The following is a 21,644-nucleotide window of genomic DNA, read 5'->3' on the forward strand; positions in this document are numbered from 1 at the left end:
TGCTATCACTCCCACTCGATCGTCCCCGGCGGCTTCGAGGTCACGTCGTACACGACCCGGTTCACCCCGCGGACCTCGTTGACGATCCGGCTCGACGCCCGCGCGAGCACGTCGTAGGGAAGCCGCGACCAGTCCGCGGTCATGAAGTCGGCCGTTTCGACCGCGCGCAGCGCGACGACGTTCTCGTACGTGCGCCCGTCCCCCATCACGCCCACGCTCTTCACCGGGAGCAACACGGCGAACGCCTGCGAGGTCCTGGCGTACCAACCGGAGAGGTGAAGCTCCTCGAGGAAGATCGCGTCGGCTTCCTGCAGGACCGCGACGCGCTCGGCGGTGACCTCCCCGAGCACGCGCACCGCGAGCCCCGGCCCGGGGAAGGGGTGGCGCGAGACGAAGCCGGCGTCGAGCCCGAGCTCCGTTCCCAGGCGCCGGACCTCGTCCTTGAAGAGGTCGCGCAGCGGCTCGACGAGCTTGAGGTGCATCCGCTCCGGCAGCCCCCCGACGTTGTGGTGGGTCTTGATCGTCGCCGACGGCCCGAAGACCTCCGCCGACTCGATCCGATCGGGGTAGATCGTCCCCTGGGCGAGGAACTCGGCCCCGTCGACCGCCTTGGCCTGCTCCTCGAACACCTCGATGAACGTGGCGCCGATGATCTTCCGCTTGCGCTCGGGGTCCGCCACGCCGGCCAGACGCGAGAGGAACCGGTCGGCCTCGTCGGCGTAACGCACCTCGAGGCGGTAGCGCTCGCGGAAGGCGGAGAGCACCTCCGCGGCCTCGCCCTTCCGGAGGACCCCGTTGTTCACGAAGATGCACGTCAGCCGGTCCCCGATCGCGCGGTGGAGCAGGAGCGCCATCACCGCCGAGTCGACGCCCCCCGACAGCGCGCAGATCACGCGTTTGTCCCCGACGGTGCGCCGGACCTCCGCGATCGCCTCCTCCACGAACGAGGCGATCGTCCAGTCGCCCCGGCAGCCGCACGCGTCGAACAGGAAGTTCCGCAGCACCGTGCGTCCGTGCTCGGTGTGCACGACCTCCGGGTGGAACTGCACGCCGTACAGGCCGCGATCGCGATCCTCGACGGCGGCCATCGGCGCGTTGTGCGACGAGGCGATCCTGCGGAAGCCGGGAGCCGGCGCCTCGACGTGGTCGCCGTGGCTGGCCCAGACCTTCTCGACCGGCCCAAGCCCCTTCAGCAGGAGCGAATCCGCCGAGAGGACCTCCACGGTCGCCGGGCCGAACTCCCGGCCCGACGCGGGGGTCACGCGCCCCCCGAGCTTGAACATCATCAGCTGCATGCCGTAGCAGATCCCGAGCGTGGGGACCCCCGACAGCAGCGTCTCCTTCTCGACGTGCGGCGCGCCGTGGGCGTAGACGGAGTCGGGCCCGCCCGAGAGGATCACCCCGCGGGGCCGCCGCTCGGCGATCGCGCGCGGCGCGGCGTGGAACGGCAGGACCTCGCAGTAGACGCCGAGCTCGCGCACGCGGCGCGCGATCAGCTGGGTGTACTGCGAGCCGAAATCGAAGATCAGGACGGTCTCGTGGCTGCGGCTCATCGGGGCTTCCTTCCGGGATCGTCCGAGGCGGTTTCGTGGATCAGGCGCTCGACGGCGGCGTACGGCGGCGCCTGGCGGCTTTTCAGCGTCCGGTCCGCGGCGAGCAGGCGCGAAGGGAGGGCGCGCGCGTCGGAGGCCGGCCAGCGCCGGAGCGCCGCGCGCAACGCCTCCTTCCACGCCCAGGCCCGCGCGGCGCCCACGATCGCGTCGAACGGCGCCCCTCTCGCCTCGAGCCCCTTGGCCGACACGAGCGAACGCGCCCGCCAGGCGAGGCCGCCGACGATCTTGATCGCCTCCTGACCCATCGACTCGTAGCGGCGGGCGTCGGCGAGCGCGCGGGCGGTGTCGCGGGAGACCAGATGATCCCCGAGCTCCCATCCGGTCGCCGACTCCGACGCCGACACGATCTCGGCGACCTGCGCTTCGGTCAAAGGCGCCGTCGCGCCCGGAAACGCGTCGCGCAGCTGGTCCAGCGCCGCGCGGGCGCGAAGGAGGTCCCCTTCGCTCCCCGCGGCTACCCACGCCGCGGCGCGCGCGTCGAGCCGCAGGCCGCGCTCGCGTGCGAGCGCGGAGAGGACCTCGAGGAACTCCCGCGCCTCGGCCTCTCCCTCGGGAGGACGGAACTCGAGCAGGCGTCCGGAGCACACCGCCTGGTGGAGCTTGCGTTTGCGGTCGAGGCGCGACGCGCGGATCAGGATCCAGCTCGCGTCCGGCGGATCGGCGGCGTACCGGAGGAGCGGCTCCGGATCGCCGTCGAGGACCGCGACGTCGCGCAACACGACGATCCTCGAGGAGGCGAACATCCCCCGGGACGCCGCCCGGTCGACGAGCTCGGCCGGCGAGAGCCGGCCGTCGCGCAGGACGGTGTACGCGAACGGGTCGTCGCGGTCGGGGGCCAGCGCGCCGACGATCGCCTCGAACGCGAGATCGAGATGGTAGAGATCCGCTCCGGTGAGCGTCGTGAGTCCCGCGGGCCATCCCTTCTCGGCCTCGCGCGCCGCCGAGGCGGCGACGACCCGGCCCCAGGGCCCTTCGGCGCGCGAGCGCGCCATCAGAACCCCTCGAAGATCGAGGCGACCAGCGCCCCGGCGGCCCCCCGCGCCAGCTCGTCGAGGGCGAGCGTCTCGCGATCGAAGAAGCTCGCCTCGTTCTCGTCCACGTCGTATTGCTCGCGGAAGACGAGCCCGTCCTGGCTCCACATCGGGTTCCCCGAGCGGACGTCGCGCAGGGTGGCGCGCAGGCGCACGACCGTCTCGACGCGGGTCGCGCGACCCTGGTCGTTGAACTGCACCGGGCTCGTCTCGAAGCCGATGACCGCCCCCTCGAGCAGGGCGTCGGCGGTGTCGCGATCGGTGACCACGTCGTACCCGCCGCGCTTGCTCAGCTCGCGCGCGACCTCCTCGGTCACCCGCTGCTCGATCTCCGGGCGCTTGGTCTGATTCTCGAAGGGGATGACCGCGACGACCTTGAGCGAAGCCGGGATCGAGGGATTGGCGTTCGCGCCGGCGAGTCGGTACCCGCACGACGTCGCCGTCGCCGCGAAGGCGACGAGCGCGGCGCATGCGGCGATCCGCCTCACGGGCCCGGCGCTCCGTGCGCGCGGAGGATCGCGTCGAGCACGCCGTTGATGAACGAGGCCGACTGTTCGCTTCCGAACCGCCGGGCGACTTCCACCGCCTCGTCGATCACGACCGGCGGCGGGGTCTCGGGGTCGAACAGCAGCTCCCACACCGCCACGCGCAGGACGTTGCGGTCGACGACCGCCATCCGCTCGAGCCGCCAGTTCCGCGCCTGCTCGGCGATCGCGCGGTCCAGACGGGGGCGCTCCCGGACGACGCCGTTCACCAGGCGCTCCGCGAAGGCGCGTGTGGACGCGTCCGCCTCGATCTGCCCTTCCCAGAAATGCTCGAAGACCTGCGCGGGCGTGTCGCCCGCGAGGTCGATCTGGACCAGCATCTGGAGCGCGTTCTCCCGAGCGCGCCGGCGTCCGCCCAATCGCCGCTCCTCGCTCAGCCGAGGCGGCGCAGCAGGTCCACCATCTCGATGGCCGCCAGCGCCGCGTCCCAGCCCTTGTTGCCGGCCTTGCCGCCGGCGCGGTCCATCGCCTGTTCCAGCGTGTCGGTGGTCAGGACGCCGAAGATCACGGGTTTTCCGGTCTGCTGCGCCGCCTGGGCGAGCCCCTTCGAAACCTCCGCCGCGAGCACGTCGAAATGCGGCGTCTCCCCCCGCACGAGCGCCCCGAGCGCCACCACCGCGTCGAACGCGCCCGAGGCCGCGAGCCGCTGGGCCGCGAGCGGGATCTCCCAGGACCCGGGAACGCGCACCACGCGGCAATCCTCCGCCTTCGCCCCGTGGCGCTCGAGGCAGTCTTCCGCCGCGGCGAGCAGGCGGACGGAAACGAGGTCGTTCCAGCGCGACACGACGAGCGCGACGCGCATCCCTTGGGCGTCGAGCCGGCCTTCGACGGTGGGGAAGTGGTGGGACATCGGTGGCCTCCGACACGGGAGAAGGGCCGAGTATAGGGGATCGCGGCGTCAGTCCGCGAGGGGGCCGAAACGCGTGAGGTCCTGGAAGGCGCGGAACCGGTCCCGGATCTCCTCCGGTCCGAGTCGCCGGATCCGGTCGAGGGAGAACGCCTCGACCTGGTAGGAGGCGAGGACCGACCCGAGCACGGCCGCCCGGCGCCAGTCGCGCTCCCCCCGATCGATCCGCTCCGCGATCGCTCCGAGGAAACCGCCGGCGAACGCGTCCCCCGCCCCGGTCGGGTCGACCACCCGCCGGAGCGGGAAGGCCGGCAGCGCGAAGACCGCGTCCCCCTCGAACACGAGCACCCCGTGTTCCCCGCGCTTCACCACGACCACCGAGGGCCCGAGCGCCCGCGCCGCCTCCGCGGCCTCGACGAGGTTGAAACGGCCCGTGAGCTGACGGATCTCCCCGTCGTTGACGAGCAGCAGGTCCACGCGCGAGAGCAGGCGTCGCAGCGACTCCGGCTTCCCCTCGATCCAGAAGTTCATCGTGTCGGCGGCGACGAGGGCCGGACGCGAGACCTGGTCGAGGACCCGCGCCTGCAGGTCCGGATCGACGTTGGCCAGGAAGACGACCGGGGTCGAGCGCCACGCCTCGGGGACGACCGGGTCGAAGTCGGCGAGCACGTTCAGCTGCGTCTCGAGCGTCGTCCGGTCGTTGAGGTTGTCGTGGTAGACGCCGCTCCAGAAGAAGGTCTTCCCCGCCTGCCGCTTCAACCCGGCGAGGTCCACGCCGCGCTCGCGGAACGGGACCAGGTGCTCGTCGCCGAAGTCCTCGCCGACCACGGCGATCAGACGGACCGGCGCGAAATAGGAGGCCGCGACGGCGAAGTGGGCCGCCGATCCGCCGAGGATCCGCTCGGCCGCGCCGAACGGCGTCCGCACCGAATCGAACGCCACCGTTCCCGCCACCAGGATCGCCATCGGGTCACTCCTTGCCGAGATACTTGTCGAGGATCGCGGCCAGACGCGCGCGCGCCGCGGCCGGAATCGCCGCCGGGGGGGTGATCAACGCGAACCGGAGCGCGTCCACGCAGCCGCACGACCGCTCCGCGGGGAGCGCGGCGACCGCGAGGCGGAGGGTCCGCTCCGCGACCTCCGCGTTGGCGCGCAGGTTCCCGAGGAGCGCCTCGACCGAGACGTCCTCCTCCTCCTCGTGCCAGCAGTCGTAATCGGTGACGAGCGCCAGCGTGGCGTAGCAGATCTCCGCCTCCCGGGCGAGCTTGGCCTCCTGCAGGTTCGTCATCCCGATGACGTCCACCCCCCAGGTCCGATACAGGCGCGACTCCGCGCGGGTGGAGAAGGCCGGCCCTTCCATGCACAGGTAGGTGCCGCCGTCGTGCGCGGTCGCCCCGGCGGCGCGCGCGGCGTCGCGCAGCACCCGGCGGGTCGGCTCGCAGATCGGGTCGGCGAAGGTGACGTGGGCCGCGACGCCGTCCCCGAAGAAGGTCGAGATCCTCCCGCGGGTGCGGTCGATGAACTGATCGGGCAGCAGGACGTCGCGGGGATGGACGTCCTCGCGCATCGAGCCGACGGCGGACGCGGAGAGGATCCGCGTCACGCCGAGCATCTTCAGCGCGTAGAGGTTCGCCCGGAAGTTGATCTCGCCGGGGAGGATGCGGTGCTCGCGGCCGTGCCGCGCCAGGAAGGCGACGTCGCGTCCCTCCAGACTCCCGACCACCAGGGCGTCCGACGGATCGCCGAACGGCGTCGTGAGGTGAACCTCGCGGGGGTCCTCGAGCCCCGACATCCGGTACAGCCCGCTCCCCCCGAGGATCCCGACCTCCGCCCGGGGCGCCCCGCTCACCGGCTCTCCTCGGCCGCCCGAGCGAGGGCCGCGGGGTCGGTGACGCGCCTCCCCTGCCCGCTCCCGCGGGCGATCGACGCCGCGGGGGGCGCGTCCGGCTTTCCGTTCCGGACGACGACCCACGCGGGGCGGAGGTTGAGCGCCGCGCGGCGGAGCGCGCGGGTCGCCGGATCGGAGGGATCGCCGTCGATCGTCACGACGAGCGGATCGCGACCGAGCTCCTCCAGGGCGACTCCGACGTCGATCCCCCGGGTGTAATACGCCGACGGGTCCCGCCCGAACGCCCCCACGAGCCCGGAGGCGCGCGGGCGCCAGACGTCGCCGCGCCCGTGGATCGCCAGGCGCGTCATCGTCCGCGCGAGCAGGACGTTGTCGGGCATCGGCCACCGCGGGCTCGACAGCAGTCCCGCGGTCGGCTCGATCGGCAGGAAGTCGCGCGCGGCGACCTCCGATCCCTGGAACATGTTCGCGGTGACGAACTCCGCGAGGCTCGCCGCGGCGTCGAGATAACGGACGTCCCCGGTGGACTCGTACGCGTCGACGAGGCCGAACGCGCAGTCCGCCTGCGACACGAGGAAACGGTGCTGCTCGGGATTGGGCTCGACCACGTGGCCCACGCCCCGTCCCGCGGCGTAAGCCTTGGCGAGAACCAGCTCGACGGCCTCGCGTCCCGCCTTCTCCAGCGCGGGGTCGCCGAGCAGCGCCCCCGCGCGCAGCAGCGCCGCGCCGGCGAGCGCGTTCGGGCCCGAAAGGACCAGGGGATCGACCTGGAGGGTCCCGTTCTCGTCCGGGAACGCCGCGTTGCGGAACCCGCCGCCGGAGGGACGCGCCAGGCGCTGCGTCAGGAACCGGGCGATCCCCTCGACCGCGCCGCGCAGCTCGGGGGACGGCTCGCGGCGGAGCGCGAAGACGAGGTCGCGCAGCAGCTCCGCGTTCCCCGTCAGCATCTTCTCCCGCTGGATCTCTCCCCAGTCGGGGGCGGCCGCGAGGCGACGCACGCCTCCCTCGGCGTCGTCCCACATCGGGGACGCGACGAGCTGGACCAGGGTGCGCCGCGCGATCGGCGCGAGGTCCGCGCGACCGCGGTCGTCCCGGAGCGAGGCGTATTCCGCGAGCCACGGCAGGACGTATTTGGGCGCGGCTCCGAAACCTCCGAGCCGTGCGTCGGCGTTTCCGACGAGCCACCGCGCGAGCGAGTCGGACGCCGACGGCTCCAGAGCGGCCGCCTCGGGGGGGTCGACCCGCAGACGGTCCTTGTAGATGTCCGCGACGCCGCCGAGCAGCCCCGCCCACTTCTCGAAGTAGATGCGCCCCTCGGAGAGGAGCAGGCGCGTGTTCTCGGGGGAGGTGTAGCCGAAGTTGATCGGCAATGCGACCTTCTGCGGGTTGTTCTGCGTGAGCATCGGCATGCCGTTGGAGAGCAGGAGGGAGATCACCGGCCACGAGCCGGTCTGGTAACGCTCCCTCACGTCGGGGCGGCGGTCGGCCGAGACGACGACGGTGATGTATTTGGCGTTGAGCTCGCGCAGCACCGTCGCGTCGGAGAAGCTCTCCCGGAGCATCTTGCGCGCGGGCGCGCTCCACGGAACTCCGAGGTACAGCATGATCGGCTGACCGAACAGCCGCGCCCGCTCGAAGGTCGCCGGCGACCACGGCGTGGGGTAGAGGCGCTCGATGTACGGCGCCGCGGGCCACTCCGCGAAGGCGACCTGGGCAGGCTTGTCGAGGTCGACGCCCTGCAGGATCGGCGGGAGCTTCGGGGGCTCGGATGGCGTGGTCTGCGCCTGCACCGTCGCGGCGGCGAGCGCCAGCGCGGTTGCTGCCGTCCAAGGTCGCATGAGCCCGTCCCTCGCATCCTTCGTCGGGAAAGGTTCGATTATTCGGGGGGCTCCGAGACCTGTCAAGGAACGCATTGCGTCCAGCCATTTGGGCTGTACCTTTGATGCCGGATTCGCCGGCGCGAATCGGGGGGACGGTCCGGATACCTATGCAGACGTCACCCTCTCGCACCGTCGCCCGCGTGACCGCCGCAGTCGTCCTGGCGGCTTCGCTGACGCCCGTCCTCCCGCGCCTGGTCGAGACGCTGCCCGCGCTCCTGGAGAAGGGGGCGGTCCTGGCGGCGCTCGTGCTCGCGGCGACCGCCACCGCGCGCCTGGGCGGCCATCGTGCCGGCTCGCGGCCGATCCGGGTGACCGCGGCGTTCCTCCTCGTGGCGGCGCTGCACCTGCCGCCCGCCGGTGCCTTCCTCGTCCTCGGCGCCGCCGCGCTCGCGGCGCGCGGCGGCGGGCTCTCCGGGATCTCGGGGTCCGGGATCTCCCAGGCGGCGGCCAACTTCGCCGCGCTCGCCACGCTCACGGTCGCGCTGCGCACGTTCCCCCCGGCGAGCGCGCACCTGGGCCTGCGCGGGCTGATCGAGGTCGTGGCGGCCTTCGTCCTGTTCCAGGGGACGGCGATCGCGGCCCGGGTGCTCCTGGCGCTCGCCGCCGGAAACGCCCGCGAGGTGCTCACGCGTCCCGCGCTGGGGAGGCTCGCCTTCGAGGTCCTCAACCCCGCCCTCGCGTGGCTGCTCCTCGTGCAGCTCGAGCTCGGAACGCCCCTGGCCTTCGGCGCGCTCGCCGGCGTGATCGTCCTCGGCGGGTACGCGTTGCGCGCCCTCGACCGCGCCTTCCGCGAGCTGCATGCGGCGAACCAGGCCCTCGCCGCGCGGGTGACCGAGCTCGCGACCCTCCACGCGATCGGCCGCGAGATCCTCTCCTCCCTCGAGCCCGATCGCGTCTGCCGGATCATCGAGCGGGAGTGCCGCAAGATCTTCGACGTCGACTTCTTCTTCCTCGCGCTGGTCGATCGCGACACCAACGAGCTTCGCGTCCTCCACCGCGCCGAGCGGGGCCAGGACTCGCGGGTGTCGGTCCTTCCGATCGGCGAGGGGCTGGCCTCCTGGATCGTCCGCAACAAGCGCGGCATCCTCGTCGAGGACTTCACGCAGCCCACGCCCGGGCTCCCGTTCCGCCCGACGGTCGTCGAGCCCGGGATCCGATCCGCGCTCGCCGTCCCCCTCATCGTCGAGGACCGCGTCGTGGGAGTGTTGTCGATCCAGAGCCGCCGCCCGCACGCCTATGACGACCATCTCCTCTCGGTCCTCACGACGATCGCCCAGCAGGCCGCCGTCGCCCTCGAGAACGCGCGCCACTACGCGATGGCGACGGTGGACTCCCTCACCGGCCTGTTCCTGCGCGACTACTTCTTCCGCCGCCTCGAGGAGGAGTACTCCCGTGCCGCCCGTTACGGCGGATCGTTCGCGGTGCTGATGCTCGACCTCGACGCCTTCAAGACGATCAACGACCGCCACGGTCACCTCGCCGGCGATCGTTACCTGCGCGCGCTCGGGCAGACGATCCGCACGCGCCTGCGCGGCGCGGACCTCGCGTGCCGCTACGGCGGCGACGAGTTCTGCCTCCTGCTCCCCGAGACCGACCTCGCGGGCGCGCAGCCGATCGCCGAGCGTCTGCGGGCGGCGATCGGCGCCCTCAGCGCGGACATCGGCGGGGGGACGGTGCGCTCGACGGTGTCGATCGGGCTCGCGGCCTATCCGGACCACGACACGGGGGACCTCAAGGCCCTGCTGCTGCGCGCCGACCAGGCGCTCTACCAGGCCAAGCGCTCCGGCCGGGACCGCGTCGTCGCCTTCGCGGCGTAAATGGGGACAGCAACCATTTAAGAGCCGAGGACGCTCGCGACGTCGCGCCCGGTCCGGGCCTCGAACCGCTGGACGAGCGAGGGGAGGTTCCCGCTCGGGCGGTCGAGGACGATCTTCTCGATCCGGGACATCGGCACGAAGACGACCGAGGGGCCGACGACGCTTTCGTCGCCGCGCTCGACCTGGGCGCACCAGTCGTCGAACGACGCGAGGTCCAGCGCCTCCAGGACCGCCCCCGCGGCGTCGAGGGAGCGCAGCACTCCCCACAACTTCTCCTGCGGCTCGCGCAGGTAAGCGAGGACCGCCGCGCCGGGCTCGACCTTCGCCGAGGATCGGTGCGGGTGCTCGACCAGCTCGACGAGGACCCCCCCGGTCGCCTTGGGGTGGAGAAACGCCACCCGCGTCCCCTCGGCACCGGGACGCGGCGCGTCGTCCAGGAGGGGGACCCCCTTCGCCTTCAGGCGATCGAGGATCTCCTGGACGTCGTCGACCGCGAGGGCGAGCTGCTGGAGCCCCTCGCCCCGTTTCTCGATGAACTTCGCGATCGGCGAATCCGGGGAGGTCGCCTCGATCAGCTCGAGGCGCACCGCTCCCGCGGGGAGGAAGGCGACGCGGACCTTCTCCGTCGCGACCTCCTCGACGCCGGAAACGGCGAGACCGAGCGCGTCGCGCCAGAAGGCGAGACGTTCCTCGAGCCCCTTCACCGCGATGCCGATGTGATCGACGCGCGCCTTCATCGCACCTCCACCCGCTCGAGCACGCGATCGGCGGCGGTGTACGGATCGGTCCGTCCCTCCGCGATCGCGTCGAGCACCTCGCCCCACGCCTCCCCCGCCAGCACCCGGTCGCGCACGCGCCGCAGGAGCCGCTCCGCGAGGATCGCCTGAAGCCGCATCTCCGCGCGCTCGCGCCGCCGCCGCGCGCGGCGCGCGCGTCCCGGCCCCTGCGCGTACCGGGCGATCCCCTCGCGCAGGAGGTCGGTCCCTTCGTCGCGCACGGCGACGGTGCGGAAGATCTCCGGACGCGCCGCCGCGGTCGCCGGGGCGAGCGACATCACGTATTCGAGGTCGGTCTGCACCCGGTCCGCCCCCGGTCGGTCGGCCTTGTTGATCACGAACAGGTCGGCGATCTCGAGGATCCCCGCCTTGATCGCCTGGATGTCGTCCCCCATCCCCGGCACGAGCACCACGGCGACGACGTCCGCGGCGCGGGCGATCTCGATCTCGTCCTGTCCGACGCCGACGGTCTCCACGAGCACGGGGTCGTACCCCGCCGCGTCGAGCAGGTCGACGGCGTCGTTCGCCGCGCGCGAGAGCCCGCCGAGGTGACCGCGGCTGGCCATCGAGCGGATGAACACGCCGGGATCGGTCGCGTGCTCCTGCATCCTCACGCGGTCGCCGAGGATGGCGCCGCCCGAGTAGGCGCTCGAAGGATCGACCGCAAGGACGCCGACGCGATTCCCCTGCTTGCGGTACGACGCGACCAGGCGGTCGACGAGGCTCGATTTCCCCGCACCCGGGCTTCCGGTCACGCCGAGGACGGTCGCGCCCCCCGTCCGCGGGAAGGCGGCGCGCAGGACCTCCACGGCGCCCGGCGCGTGCTCCTCGACGAGGCTGATCGCCCGGGCGAGCGCCCGGACGTCCCCCGCAACGAGCCGGTCGACGATCTCCACGCGCTCAGACCCGGCTCAGCAGCTCGCGCGCGATCACCAGGCGCTGGATCTCGCTCGTCCCCTCGCCGATGGTGCACAGCTTCATGTCGCGGAAGTACTTCTCCGCGGGGAAGTCCTTCACGTACCCGTAGCCGCCGAAGACCTGCAGCGCCTGGTCGACGACCTTCACGCCGATCTCGGAGGCGAAGAGCTTCGCCTGCGCGGACTCGAGGGTCGTCTTCATCCCCCGGTCCTTCATCCACGCGGCGCGGTACGTCAGGAGCGACGCCGCCTCGATCATCGCGGACATGTCGGCGAGCTTGATCTGGATCGCCTGGAACTCGGAGATCGGCCGCCCGAACTGACGCCGCTCCTTCGAGTACTTCAGCGCGGCGTCGAAGGCTCCGCGCGCCATCCCCAGGGCGAGGGCGGCGATCGAGATGCGCCCGCCGTCGAGGATCTGCATCGCGTTCACGAACCCCATCCCGCGGTCGCCGACGCGTTGCGCGTCGGGGATCCGGCAGTCCTCCATGATCACCTCGGCGGTGTCGGAGGCGCGCAGGCCCATCTTGTTCTCCTTCTTGCCCGCGCGGAATCCCGGCGTTCCCTTCTCGATCGCGAAGGCCGAGATCCCCTTCTTCTGGTTCTCGGGATCGGTCACCGCGAATACGACCGCGAGGTCGCCGACCGAACCGTGCGTCGTGAAGGTCTTGGAGCCGTTGAGGATCCAGTCCCCTCCGATTTGCCTGGCGGTCGTGCGCGTCCCCGCCGCGTCCGAGCCGGCGGTCGGCTCGGTCAGGCTCCAGGCGCCGATCCACTCCCCCGAGCACAACTTCGGGAGGTAGCGCGCCTTCATCTCGGCGCTCCCGAACTGGTAGAGATGGTTCGTGCAGAGGGAGTTGTGCGCCGCGACCGAGATGCCGATGGAGCCGTCGACCCGGCTGAGCTCCTCGACGATCGCGACGTATTCGACGTAGCCCATGCCGGCGCCGCCGTACTCCTCGGGGAAGATCGCGCCGAGACAGCCGAGCTCACCGGTGCGCCGCAGGATCTCCCGGGGGAACTCCTGGCTTTCGTCGAACCTCATGACGTGCGGCGCGATCTCGGCTTGCGCGAACTCGCGGATCGTGCGGCGCAGCAGGTCCTGCTCTTCGGTGAAGGCGAAATCCACGGGAAACCCCCCGGTGAAAGGCCCGGATTATAACGCCCGCAGCGCCGAGAGCGCCCGCTCGATCCCGGCGTCGTCGACGTCGAGGTGGGTCACGAACCGGACCCGTCCCGGCCCCATCCCGCCGGCGAGGACTCCCTCGCGCTCGAGGAGGTCGAGGGCCTGCTCCACCGTCCTCGGGGGCACGACCTCCGCGATCACGATGTTGGTCGCGACCGACTCGGGGTCGATCCGGAACGCCGGGTGGGAGGCGAGAGCGATCGCCAGGCGCTTGGCGCGGGCGTGATCCTCCTCCAGGCGCTCGACGTGGTGCTCGAGGGCGTGGAGCCCTCCCGCGGCGAGGATCCCCGCCTGGCGCATCCCGCCTCCGAGGCGCTTGCGGACGATCCGGGCCTCCCGCATGCGGTCCCGGGAGCCGCAGAGCACCGAGCCGACCGGAGCGCCCAGCCCCTTGGAGAGGCAGAACATCACCGTGTCGAACCCCGCCGCGAGCTCGCGGGCGGAGGAGCGCAGCGCCGCCGCCGCGTTGAAGATCCGCGCGCCGTCGAGATGGGCGACGAGCCCGCACGCCGAGGCCGACCGCAGGATCGCGTCCTTCGTGGCGACGGAGGTGACGGTCCCCCCCGCGTGATTGTGGGTGTTCTCGACCACGACCATCGACACCCGGGAGTGGTAGTAGGGCTTGGAGCGTCCCGCCTGCTCCACCTCGTCGGGGTCGAGGACCCCCGCCTTCCCGTGGAGGATGCGCGGCATCGCCCCGGTCCAGGCCGCCATCGCGCCGAGCTCGTAGTTGTAGACGTGGGAGTCCGCCTCGACGAGGACCTCGGTGCCGGGTTGCGCCCCGAGGTGGATCGCGATCTGGTTCCCCATCGTGCCGCTGGGGACGAACAACGCCGCCTCGGTTCCGAGGGTCGCCGCGGCGCGCTCCTCGAGCGCCCGGACCGTGGGGTCCTCGCCGTACACGTCGTCGCCGACGACGGCGTCCGCCATCGCCTGGCGCATCGCCGGGGTGGGGCGGGTCACGGTGTCCGATCGGAGGTCCACGGGAACGCCGTTCATGTCAGAAGCTCCGCGAACAGCTCGTTCGATCGCAATCGGCCGGCGGCGGTGAGCCGGACCCGGCCCCCCTCGACGACCGTCAGGCCCGCATCATGGGCACGCGCGAAGGCTTCCCGCCAGCGCACGCGCGGATCGATCGCATAACGGCGCGAAAGGAGATCGAGGTCGACCCCCTCCACGACGCGCAGCCCCAGGAACAGCGCCTCCTGCAGGCGCCGCTCGGGGTCGAACGGCTCCTCCTCCGCGAGCGGGTCCCGGCCGGAGAGCACGTCCTCGACGTAGCCGTCGAGGTCGCGCCGGTTGGAGCGCCGCGCACCGTCGACGTATTCGTGGGCCCCGTTCCCGAAACCGGCGTAGGGGGCGTCGGTCCAGTACTTGAGGTTGTGCCGGGAGCGGCGCCCGCCGCGCGCGAAGTTCGAGATCTCGTAGAGCGCGAACCCCTCGCGCTCGAGGGCGCGCACGGTCGCTTCGTAGAGCGCTCCCTGGTCGTCGTCCCCGGCGACGGCCGTGCGTCCCGCGCGGACCGAGCGGGCGAGCGGCGTGTCCTTGTCGGTCTCGAGGAGGTAGACGGAGACGTGGTCGGGGCCGAAGGCCGCGCACCGGCGCACCGTCTCGGGCCATCGCGCGAGCGCTTCCCCGGGGAGCCCCGCGATCAGATCGAGCGAGACGTCGGGGAAGCCGGCGGCGCGGGCGTCGCGCACCGCCCGCTCCGCCTCGCGGGAGTCGTGCGCGCGTCCCACCCGCTTCAGGACCGCGTCGTCGAGCGACTGCACGCCGACGCTGATCCGCGTGACCCCGAGGTCGCGGTATCCCCGCAGCCGGTCGGCGGTGAGGCTCTCCGGATTCCCCTCGAGGGTGATCTCGGCGCGGGCGTCGAGGTCGAATCGCGCGCGCAAGGCGTCGAGCAGGCGCGCCAGCTGATCCGGGGTCATCCTCGACGGCGTTCCGCCGCCGAGGAAGACGGTGTCGGCGTCGCGGGGAAGGTGCGGCCGGCTCCCCCGGATCTCGCGGTCGAGCGCCCGAAGGTACCGCTCGATCCGATCGTCGCGCCCGGCGACCGTCGGGAAGTCGCAATACGAGCACCGGATCGAGCAGAACGGGAAGTGGACGTAGACCCCCAGCTTCGCCGGGCGGTCTTCAGATGCGGCCGATCGCATCGCCGGGCACCCAACCCCTCAGACCGTCCGGGAGGCCGACCTCGACCCAGCGATCCCGCTCCCCCTCCACCTCGAGGATCGTCCCCTCGTGCACGGTGAACACCGTCGGCTGGTTCTCCCCGGGACCGGCGACCACCTCGAGCGCGGGGAGGAGGACGACGGCCCGCGGCGTGCCGTCCAGGCGCGCGCTCGTCGTCCAGAAGGACAACGCCGCGACCCCCGTCGCGAAGCCGATCGCGGCGAGCGTCCACCCGGTGGCCGGGGTGAACCCTTGCGCGCGGGCCGCGCCCCACACGACGGTCGCCGCGAGGGTCCAGACGAGGAGCACGAGGATCGCGTATTGCCCGTCGACTCCCAGACGGTCCTGCGCGCGACGCAGCCACCCGAGCGGCCCCTCGCCCCGCTCCTCCTCGACGCGGTCCCGGGTCTGCGAGCGCGCGAGGGCGAGGTTCGTCGCGACGTCGCGGTCGGCGGGGGCCAGGCGCCGCGCGCGTTCCCAGCGCCAGATCGCCTCGCCGAGACGCTCCTGCTTGTAGGCGGCGTTCCCGAGGTTGTATTCGACGCGGGGGTCGTGGACGCCCGCGTCCGCCAGGGCGCGCCAGGCGGTCTCCGCCTCGGCCCAGCGCCCGTCGCGATACGCGGCGACCCCCTGCTCGAACCGCGCCTCGAGGTCGGCACCGGAGAGGGTCGCGGCGATGAGGACGACGGCGGCGATCATCGCAGCCCCTCCAGGGTGAGGAGCACCTCGCGCGCCTGCGCGAGCAGCTCGCGCCGCCGCGCGGGATCGTCGGCGCCGGGGGCGAACCGCGCGAAGTCCGACGCTTCGAGGACGGCGCGCACGCGGGAGCGCAGGGCCTCGTCCCCGCCGCGCGCCGCGAGCCACCGGTCGACCTCGTCGTGCGTGAGCCCCGCCGCCGAGCGATCGGAGCGATCGGCGACGTAGTCGAGGAGGCTCCCCGCGAGCGCCGCGTGGAACCCCGCCGCGCCGAGGGCGCGTTCGGCCGCGTCGAGCCCGCGCCGCGCGCGCTTGCCCGCGCGCATCGCGCGGGCCGTCGCGCGGTGGCCGAGGCGGATCGCGCGCCGGCGCCCCCAGATCGCGAGGACCGGCGCGGCGAGGAGCGGCAGCGCGAACAGGAGCCGACCCGCCGGCCGCTCGTGCCAGCGCCGCGCATCGGTGCGGAAGCCCCCGCCGTCCATCCGCACGAAGGCGATCTCGTTGCGCTGCGCGCGCACCTCGCCGCGTGCGAAGGGGGCCTCGGGGGCGCTGCCGCGGCGGACGACGAGCGGGGAGGTGGACCCCTGCGCCACCGCGTAGGCGCCCTTCCGGAAATCGAAATACGGGAAGCGCACGTCGACCGGTGCGAGGGTGCCGGGGGCCAGGGGGACGACGACCCACTCCCAGGTCCGCCTGGACCGGAGGCGACCGTCGCGGACCTTCGACTCGTCCTCCGTCTTGGGGTCGAAGACCTTCAGGTCGCGAGGGAAGTCCAGCCGCGGCGCCGCCACCCCCTGGAGCGAGCCCTCCCCCTCGACCGTCGCGCGGATCACGATCGCCTGGTTGGTCTCCGCTTCCGAGCGGTCGGTGGTGACCTGCATCGCGTAGACGCCGACCGCCCCGCCGAACCCCTCGGGCTTGCCCTCCTCCGGGAGCGGGCGTACCTGCAGCCGCACCGGCGAGGTCTTGCGCACGACCGTCTGCACCCTGGGCCGGAAGAAGTCCTCGAAGGGATCGGCGGTGCGCCGGCGCGCGGGGACCGCGAGCTCGGCGGTGAACGGCTCGATCGTCTGCGTTCCCGCGGCGGTGGGCACCAGGACGCGCCGGTCGATCGGCTGGGCCACGTAAGTCCGCCCCTCGATCTCGACGCGGCGACGCTCGGCCTGGGCGTCGACCTCCTCCTCCTCGGACCAGAATCCCGACAGCGGCGGCGGGGTCCACCGCGCGTCCACCACCTGCACGCCCATGTAGAGCATCGCCTCGAGAGAGATCGGCTCCCCGAGCCAGGCGGTGGTGGTTCCCAGCGACGCCCGGACGAAGACGTCCGCGTCGTCCGCGGTCGCAGGCGCGGGAGATCCCCTGCCCTGCGGCCCGGTCGGCCCGGATCCCACCTCGAAGCGGATCTCCTTCGTGCGGAGCGCCGTCCCCTCCAGGTTCAGCTCGATCGGAGGGATCCTCGCGGGGCCCGCTCCCTTCGCCCGCAGGATCCAGGTCAACGTGAGCGCGGCGGTCTGGCGCGCCCCTGCGCCGTCGAACACGAACGACCGCTGCGACGAGGTGGACGGCCCCGACACCACCTCGAGGTTCTGGAGAAGGGGAAGGCGCGGCGCGCGGACTTCGGGGATCGAGGAGCCTTCGATCCGCACCGACAGCTCGATCGGGGTCGTGTCGGTCGCCCCGCGGGCGGGGCTCACCCCCGCCTCCACGCGGAATCGCTCCTCGCCGCGGGCGGAGGCGACCACGACGAGCGCGGCGAGCGCGGCGAGCGCGAGAAGCCGTCTCACCAGTCCTTCTCCGGTGTCCCGGATCCGACGACGACCTCGCGTCCCTTGTCCTTCTTCTTGCGCTGGTTCTGGCGCTCGATTTCGGCGAGGCGGTCGAGCAGTTGCTCGGCCTGCGACGGGCTCATGTCCCCGGGACGCGGCTTGGGTTGCGGGCGCGGGTCCGGCTTCTCGTCGTCCCCCGGTTTCGGCTCGCTCCCCTGCGAGGGCTTGGGCTCGGGCTTGTCCTTCGATTCGCCGCCCTGCTGAGGCTGTTGCTCTTGGTCCTGCCGAGGCGGTTGCTGCTGTTCCTGTTTTTGCTGCTGCTGCTCTTGTTTTTGTTTCTGCACCTGGAGCGCGCGCTGCGCGAGCTCGAGGTTGCGCTTGCTCTCGAGGTCTTTCGGCTCGACCTGGAGCGCGCGGCGGTAGGCGCGCACGGCGTCCTCGTAACGCTCCTGGCGGAACAGGGCGTTGCCGAGGTTGTGCGCGGCGCGCGGCAGAAGCGAGGACCCGGCCTGACGCAGCGCCTTCTCGTACAGCTCCGCCGCCTGCGCGACGTCGTCCTCGCGGAACGCCACGTTGCCGAGGTTGTACGGCAGCTCCGGCGCGTTCGGTGCCGCCTGCGCGGCCGCGTCGTAGGCCTCGCGGGCCGCCTTCCAGTCCTTCGCCTCGTACTTCGCGTTCCCCTTCTCGGTGTCGCGGTGCGCGGCCCCGCCGAGAAGCTGCGAGACCGCGGAGGCGATCACGAACAACACCACCGTCCTCATGCGGCGCTCCTCCGCCGGCGCTCCGCCACGAACGCCTCCGCGAACAGCGCCGCGACCGCGACCGCCAGGGGGATCGCGAAGCGCTCCGTGTACCGCGTGCGCAGCACCGTTCCCGTCTCCTCGCCTTCCATCGCCCCGAGGTCGCGCGCGATCGCGTCGAGCTCGACCTCCCCCGCCGTCGCGGTGTAGTACTTCCCGCCGGTCGCGTCCGCGAGCCGGGCGAGCGACGGGGCGTCGAGACGCGTGGTCACCACGCGACCGTCGCGGTCCTTTTTCCACTCCCCGGGGCCGCCGTACGGGATCGGCGCCCCCTGCTCGGTTCCGACGCCGATCGCCCACACCTTCGCGCCGGCCTTGCGGGCGACGTCGATGGCTTCCTCGAGCCCCCCTTCGTGGTCCTCCCCGTCGCTGAAGACGAGGATGGCCCGGCCGCGCGCCTCCCCCGACTCGGAGGTCGCGAACGCCCGGACCGCGGCGCGGATCCCTTCGGCGAGGGCGGTGCCGGGGACCGAGACCGCCTCCGGATCGAGCGCGTCGAGGAACAGCCGCACCGCCTCGTGGTCCACGGTCAGCGGGGCGACGAGGCTCGCCCTTCCGGCGAAGCTCACGAGGGCGAGACGATCGCCGACGAGCTTGTCGATCAGGGTCCCGGCGGCGTGCCGCGCGAGCCCGAGGCGGTCCGGAGGCACGTCCCCCGCCGCCATGCTCAGGGACGTGTCGACGACGAAGGCGACGTCCACCCCCTTCCGGGTCACCGCGTCGACCCCCGTCCCCCACTGGGGCCGCGCGAGGGCGACGACCCCCGAGACGATCGCGAGCAGGAGCAGCAGGGCCTTCGCCGCGCGGCGGTGGGTGCTCGCCTCCCCCGCGAACCGCGCCGCGGCCTCGGGATCGGCGGCGAATCGGGCGAGCCGCCGCCGGGCCCGCCACGACGACGCGACCCACAACGAAACGACCACGGGAACCGCCAGCAGCCACGCCAACATCTCCGGTGCCGCGAAACGCATCAGGGGATCCTCCGGAGCCGCGTGGCGAGAAGCAGGATCTCCGCGAAACACAACGCCCCGGCCCACGCCAGGAAGACGCCGAACCGCTCGGTCCACGCGACCCGGATCCGGCTCTCGAACTCCGTCTTCTCGAGGGCGTCGATGCGGCGGAACGCCTCCTCGAGCCCCTGCGGGTCGGTGGCCCGGAAGTAGAGGCCTCCGGTGTCCTCCGCGATCGCGCGGAGCAGGCGCTCGTCGAGCTCCTGGCGCTGCCAGACCAGGCGCTTGCCGAACGGGGTATCGATCGAGCATCGCACCTCGCCGCGCGATCCGACGCCGATCGTGTACACGCGCACCCCGAGCGCCTTCGCCGCGGAGGCCGCGGCCTCGGGCCCCACCTGCCCCTGGTTGTTGATGCCGTCGGTCAGGAGGACGGCGACGCGGCTTTTCGCCTTCGACGTCCGCAGGCGCTGGACCGCCGAAGCGAGCCCCATCCCGATCGCCGTCCCCGACTCGTCGTCGGCGGCGAAGTCGAGCCCCCGGACCGCCTCGAGCAACATCTCGTGGTCGAGGGTCAGCGGGCAGCGCACCCCCGCGACGCTGGCGAAGGCCACGAGCCCGAGACGGTCCCCCGGGCGTCCCTCGACGAACCGGACGAGCGCCTCGCGGGCCACGCCGAGCCGGTCCCGGGGAGGCTCGTCCATGCAGCGCATCGACCCGGAGAGGTCGATCGCGACGACGATGTCGACCCCCAGCGACGAGATGTTCTCGACGGCGTTCCCCCACTGCGGCCGCGCGAGGGCGATGACGGCGAGGGCGATCGCCGCCCCGCGAAGCCACGGGAGCGCGGCGTCCACGGTCGGCCAGAACCCGCCGACGCCGGCGAGCGCGGCGGCGTCGGGGATCGGCAGGCGCGGCCGTCCCCGTCGCCTCGCGCGGAGCAGCCACACCGTCGCCGCCGCCGCGAGGGGGAGCGCCGCGAGCCAATAGGGTTGGGCGAAGCGGAACATCAGGCCGCTCCCTCCTCGCGGGCCTTGGTCGCGTCGACGATCGCGTACGCGGAGTCGACGCAGGCGCGGCAGGCGTCGAGCCCCGCGGGGGCGCGCGCGAACTTCGCGAGATCGGCGCGGTCGAGGATCTCCCGCACGCGACGCGCGACGTCGGGGTCGCTTCCGGCCTGCGCGAGCAGCGGCGCCACCTCCCCGGTCGTCCGCTCGAGGAGGTCCACCCGCAGGCGCGCGGAGAGGTAGGTCTTGACGATGCGCGCGAGCCCCTCGAAGAAGACGTCCTCGCGCGCGGGGTTCTCGCGGTGCGCGTCGAGGAGCTTTCTCAGCTCCTCGTACGCCCACACGTGCGGCGGGAGGCGGCGGAACGGATCGGTGGGAGCCTGCACGCGAGCCAGGCGCGGAGCGAGGCGTCGCCAGAGCAGGTACAGGGCGGCCGCGGCGACGAGGAGGCCGGCGAGGATGAAGGCGGCGAGCTTCGCAGGTCCCCAGTCGGGGGCGATCGCCGCGGGGGGCTTCAGGTCGGCGATCTCGGGGGAGGCTCCGGGGGCGCGATCCTTCTCGGGAAGCACGCTCGCGATCTCGAGCGCGACCGGCGCGGTGGCGACGGCGCGACGTTCGCTCCCCTCGACGACGGCCAGGTCGATCGCCGGAACCTCGACCTTCCCGGTCGTGTAGGCCGCGATCGTGCCGGTCCAGACCGCCTTCCCCCCGACGGTCGGCGCCCACGTCCCGCCGAGGACGGTCACGTTCTCGCCGAGGTCGGGGCCGACCGGGGCTCGCTCCACCTCGGACCCGGGGTCGAGGGTCACCGTGATCGTCGCCCGGAGCGGATCGCCGACGGTCGCCTCCCTGGGCGTGACGTCCAGGACCGCGGTCGCGGCGAGGAGGACGGCGGCGAGCATCTACGCCCTCGCCGCGCGCCGGGCGCGCTCGCGGAAGAAACGGACGAGCGGCCGCTCCACCGGCTCCGCCGTCGAGAGCTCGAGGACGTCCACCCCGGTGCGGGCGAGCGCCTCGCGGGAGGCGCGCTTGCGCCCCGCGGCCCGCGCGGCGTAGGCGGCGCGCACGCGGGAGCTCCCGGTGTCGAGCAGGAGCGGCGTTCCGGTCTCGGGGTCCTCCACGGCGAGCAGCCCCACGTCGGGGAGGGCGAGCTCGCGGGGATCGTCCACCGCGATCGCCACGACGTCGTGTTTGCGCGCGACCACCCGGAGCGTGCGCTCGAACTCGGGGTCCTGGAAATCCGACAGGAGGAAGACGACCGCGCGCTTGGTCACCGCGCGCCGGAGGGTGTCGAGGGCGGAGGCGATCGACGTCCCGCGCCCCTTCGGCTCGAAGGCGAGGAGGTCGCGCAGGACGCGAAGCCCGTGCTCGCGCCCCTTGCGCGGCGGGACGAAGGTCTCGACCCGGTCGGTGAACAGCAGGAGGCCGACGCGGTCGTTGTTGCGGATCGCCGAGAAGGCGACGAGGGCGCCGATCTCCGCCGCGACCCGGAGCTTGGTGGAGGGCCCCGTGCCGAACCGCTCCGAGCCCGAGGCGTCGACGGCGAGGACGACGGTGAGCTCCCGCTCCTCCGAGAACTTCTTGACGAACGGATGGCCCATGCGCGCCGAGACGTTCCAGTCGATCGTGCGCACGTCGTCCCCCGGCTCGTACTCGCGCACCTCGGCGAACTCCATTCCCCGCCCCTTGAAGACGGAGTGGTAGGAGCCCGCGAGGCTCTCCTCGACCAGGCGCCGGGTTCGGATCTCGAGGCGCCGGACGCGCCGAAGCAACTCTCTCGGGATCACGGGGT

At 72.8% G+C, this 21,644-nt stretch carries 21 protein-coding genes; 1 reads left to right on the forward strand and 20 read right to left on the reverse strand.

The annotated features are described in order from the left end of the window. Window positions 1–5: 5 nt before the first annotated feature. Genes guaA through VF139_13360 form a run of 8 tightly spaced genes read right to left on the reverse strand, consistent with a single transcriptional unit; the run spans window position 6 to window position 7,723 of the window. The gene (guaA, locus tag VF139_13325; GenBank protein ID HEX6852373.1) at window positions 6–1,553 is read right to left on the reverse strand and encodes a glutamine-hydrolyzing GMP synthase; all 1,548 of its coding nucleotides are present in this window, start codon (window positions 1,551–1,553) and stop codon (window positions 6–8) included. After that, window positions 1,550–2,605, reverse strand: a complete 1,056-nt coding sequence (holA, locus tag VF139_13330; protein HEX6852374.1) for a DNA polymerase III subunit delta — start codon at window positions 2,603–2,605, stop codon at window positions 1,550–1,552. The genes guaA and holA overlap by 4 nt, the downstream gene beginning before the upstream one ends. Beyond that, entirely contained in the window at window positions 2,605–3,132 is a 528-nt protein-coding gene (lptE, locus tag VF139_13335) for an LPS assembly lipoprotein LptE (protein ID HEX6852375.1), read from the reverse strand. Before lptE ends, holA begins: the two co-directional genes overlap by 1 nt. After that, window positions 3,129–3,548, reverse strand: a complete 420-nt coding sequence (gene nusB, locus VF139_13340) for a transcription antitermination factor NusB (GenBank protein HEX6852376.1) — start codon at window positions 3,546–3,548, stop codon at window positions 3,129–3,131. Before nusB ends, lptE begins: the two co-directional genes overlap by 4 nt. A gap of 14 nt (window positions 3,549–3,562) precedes the next feature. Then, complete coding sequence (ribH, locus tag VF139_13345) at window positions 3,563–4,039, reverse strand: 6,7-dimethyl-8-ribityllumazine synthase (GenBank protein ID HEX6852377.1); 477 nt, start codon at window positions 4,037–4,039, stop codon at window positions 3,563–3,565. 48 nt (window positions 4,040–4,087) lie between these two features. Then, window positions 4,088–5,002 (reverse strand): PfkB family carbohydrate kinase, encoded by a 915-nt coding sequence (locus VF139_13350; GenBank protein ID HEX6852378.1) that lies wholly within the window; start codon window positions 5,000–5,002, stop codon window positions 4,088–4,090. A gap of 4 nt (window positions 5,003–5,006) precedes the next feature. Beyond that, window positions 5,007–5,885 (reverse strand): S-methyl-5'-thioadenosine phosphorylase, encoded by an 879-nt coding sequence (gene mtnP, locus VF139_13355; GenBank protein ID HEX6852379.1) that lies wholly within the window; start codon window positions 5,883–5,885, stop codon window positions 5,007–5,009. After that, window positions 5,882–7,723, reverse strand: a complete 1,842-nt coding sequence (locus tag VF139_13360; GenBank protein HEX6852380.1) for a DUF255 domain-containing protein — start codon at window positions 7,721–7,723, stop codon at window positions 5,882–5,884. Before VF139_13360 ends, mtnP begins: the two co-directional genes overlap by 4 nt. A gap of 182 nt (window positions 7,724–7,905) precedes the next feature. Here VF139_13360 and VF139_13365 point away from each other — a divergent pair, with 182 nt between their 5' ends. After that, window positions 7,906–9,582, forward strand: coding sequence for a sensor domain-containing diguanylate cyclase (locus VF139_13365; GenBank protein HEX6852381.1), 1,677 nt, complete (start codon window positions 7,906–7,908; stop codon window positions 9,580–9,582). A 17-nt stretch (window positions 9,583–9,599) separates the two neighbouring features. On the opposite strand, the gene mce is transcribed toward VF139_13365, so the two are convergent. The 12 genes from mce to VF139_13425 are packed head-to-tail and all read right to left on the reverse strand — an operon-like array spanning window position 9,600 to window position 21,639. Further along, window positions 9,600–10,319, reverse strand: a complete 720-nt coding sequence (gene mce, locus VF139_13370) for a methylmalonyl-CoA epimerase (protein HEX6852382.1) — start codon at window positions 10,317–10,319, stop codon at window positions 9,600–9,602. Then, on the reverse strand, window positions 10,316–11,254 hold the full coding sequence (gene meaB / locus VF139_13375) for a methylmalonyl Co-A mutase-associated GTPase MeaB (protein ID HEX6852383.1): 939 nt from the start codon (window positions 11,252–11,254) through the stop codon (window positions 10,316–10,318). The genes mce and meaB overlap by 4 nt, the downstream gene beginning before the upstream one ends. 4 nt (window positions 11,255–11,258) lie before the next feature. Continuing rightward, window positions 11,259–12,404: an acyl-CoA dehydrogenase family protein gene (locus VF139_13380; GenBank protein HEX6852384.1), complete on the reverse strand. Its 1,146-nt coding sequence runs from the start codon at window positions 12,402–12,404 to the stop codon at window positions 11,259–11,261. 27 nt (window positions 12,405–12,431) lie between these two features. Continuing rightward, window positions 12,432–13,460, reverse strand: coding sequence for a GntG family PLP-dependent aldolase (locus VF139_13385; protein ID HEX6852385.1), 1,029 nt, complete (start codon window positions 13,458–13,460; stop codon window positions 12,432–12,434). Then, complete coding sequence (gene hemW, locus VF139_13390) at window positions 13,457–14,617, reverse strand: radical SAM family heme chaperone HemW (protein ID HEX6852386.1); 1,161 nt, start codon at window positions 14,615–14,617, stop codon at window positions 13,457–13,459. The genes VF139_13385 and hemW overlap by 4 nt, the downstream gene beginning before the upstream one ends. Further along, window positions 14,598–15,335 (reverse strand): SH3 domain-containing protein, encoded by a 738-nt coding sequence (locus tag VF139_13395; protein HEX6852387.1) that lies wholly within the window; start codon window positions 15,333–15,335, stop codon window positions 14,598–14,600. Before VF139_13395 ends, hemW begins: the two co-directional genes overlap by 20 nt. Continuing rightward, the gene (locus tag VF139_13400; GenBank protein ID HEX6852388.1) at window positions 15,332–17,116 is read right to left on the reverse strand and encodes a BatD family protein; all 1,785 of its coding nucleotides are present in this window, start codon (window positions 17,114–17,116) and stop codon (window positions 15,332–15,334) included. The genes VF139_13395 and VF139_13400 overlap by 4 nt, the downstream gene beginning before the upstream one ends. Continuing rightward, complete coding sequence (locus VF139_13405) at window positions 17,113–17,859, reverse strand: tetratricopeptide repeat protein (protein HEX6852389.1); 747 nt, start codon at window positions 17,857–17,859, stop codon at window positions 17,113–17,115. The genes VF139_13400 and VF139_13405 overlap by 4 nt, the downstream gene beginning before the upstream one ends. Continuing rightward, window positions 17,856–18,866: a VWA domain-containing protein gene (locus VF139_13410; protein ID HEX6852390.1), complete on the reverse strand. Its 1,011-nt coding sequence runs from the start codon at window positions 18,864–18,866 to the stop codon at window positions 17,856–17,858. The genes VF139_13405 and VF139_13410 overlap by 4 nt, the downstream gene beginning before the upstream one ends. After that, complete coding sequence (locus VF139_13415) at window positions 18,866–19,855, reverse strand: VWA domain-containing protein (protein ID HEX6852391.1); 990 nt, start codon at window positions 19,853–19,855, stop codon at window positions 18,866–18,868. Before VF139_13415 ends, VF139_13410 begins: the two co-directional genes overlap by 1 nt. Next, window positions 19,855–20,754 (reverse strand): hypothetical protein, encoded by a 900-nt coding sequence (locus VF139_13420; GenBank protein ID HEX6852392.1) that lies wholly within the window; start codon window positions 20,752–20,754, stop codon window positions 19,855–19,857. The genes VF139_13415 and VF139_13420 overlap by 1 nt, the downstream gene beginning before the upstream one ends. Beyond that, on the reverse strand, window positions 20,755–21,639 hold the full coding sequence (locus VF139_13425) for a DUF58 domain-containing protein (protein HEX6852393.1): 885 nt from the start codon (window positions 21,637–21,639) through the stop codon (window positions 20,755–20,757). It lies immediately after the preceding gene. Between the last annotated feature and the right edge of the window lie 5 nt (window positions 21,640–21,644).

This window comes from Candidatus Polarisedimenticolaceae bacterium, assembly GCA_036376135.1.
Classification (GTDB): Bacteria; Acidobacteriota; Polarisedimenticolia; order Polarisedimenticolales; family DASRJG01; genus DASVAW01.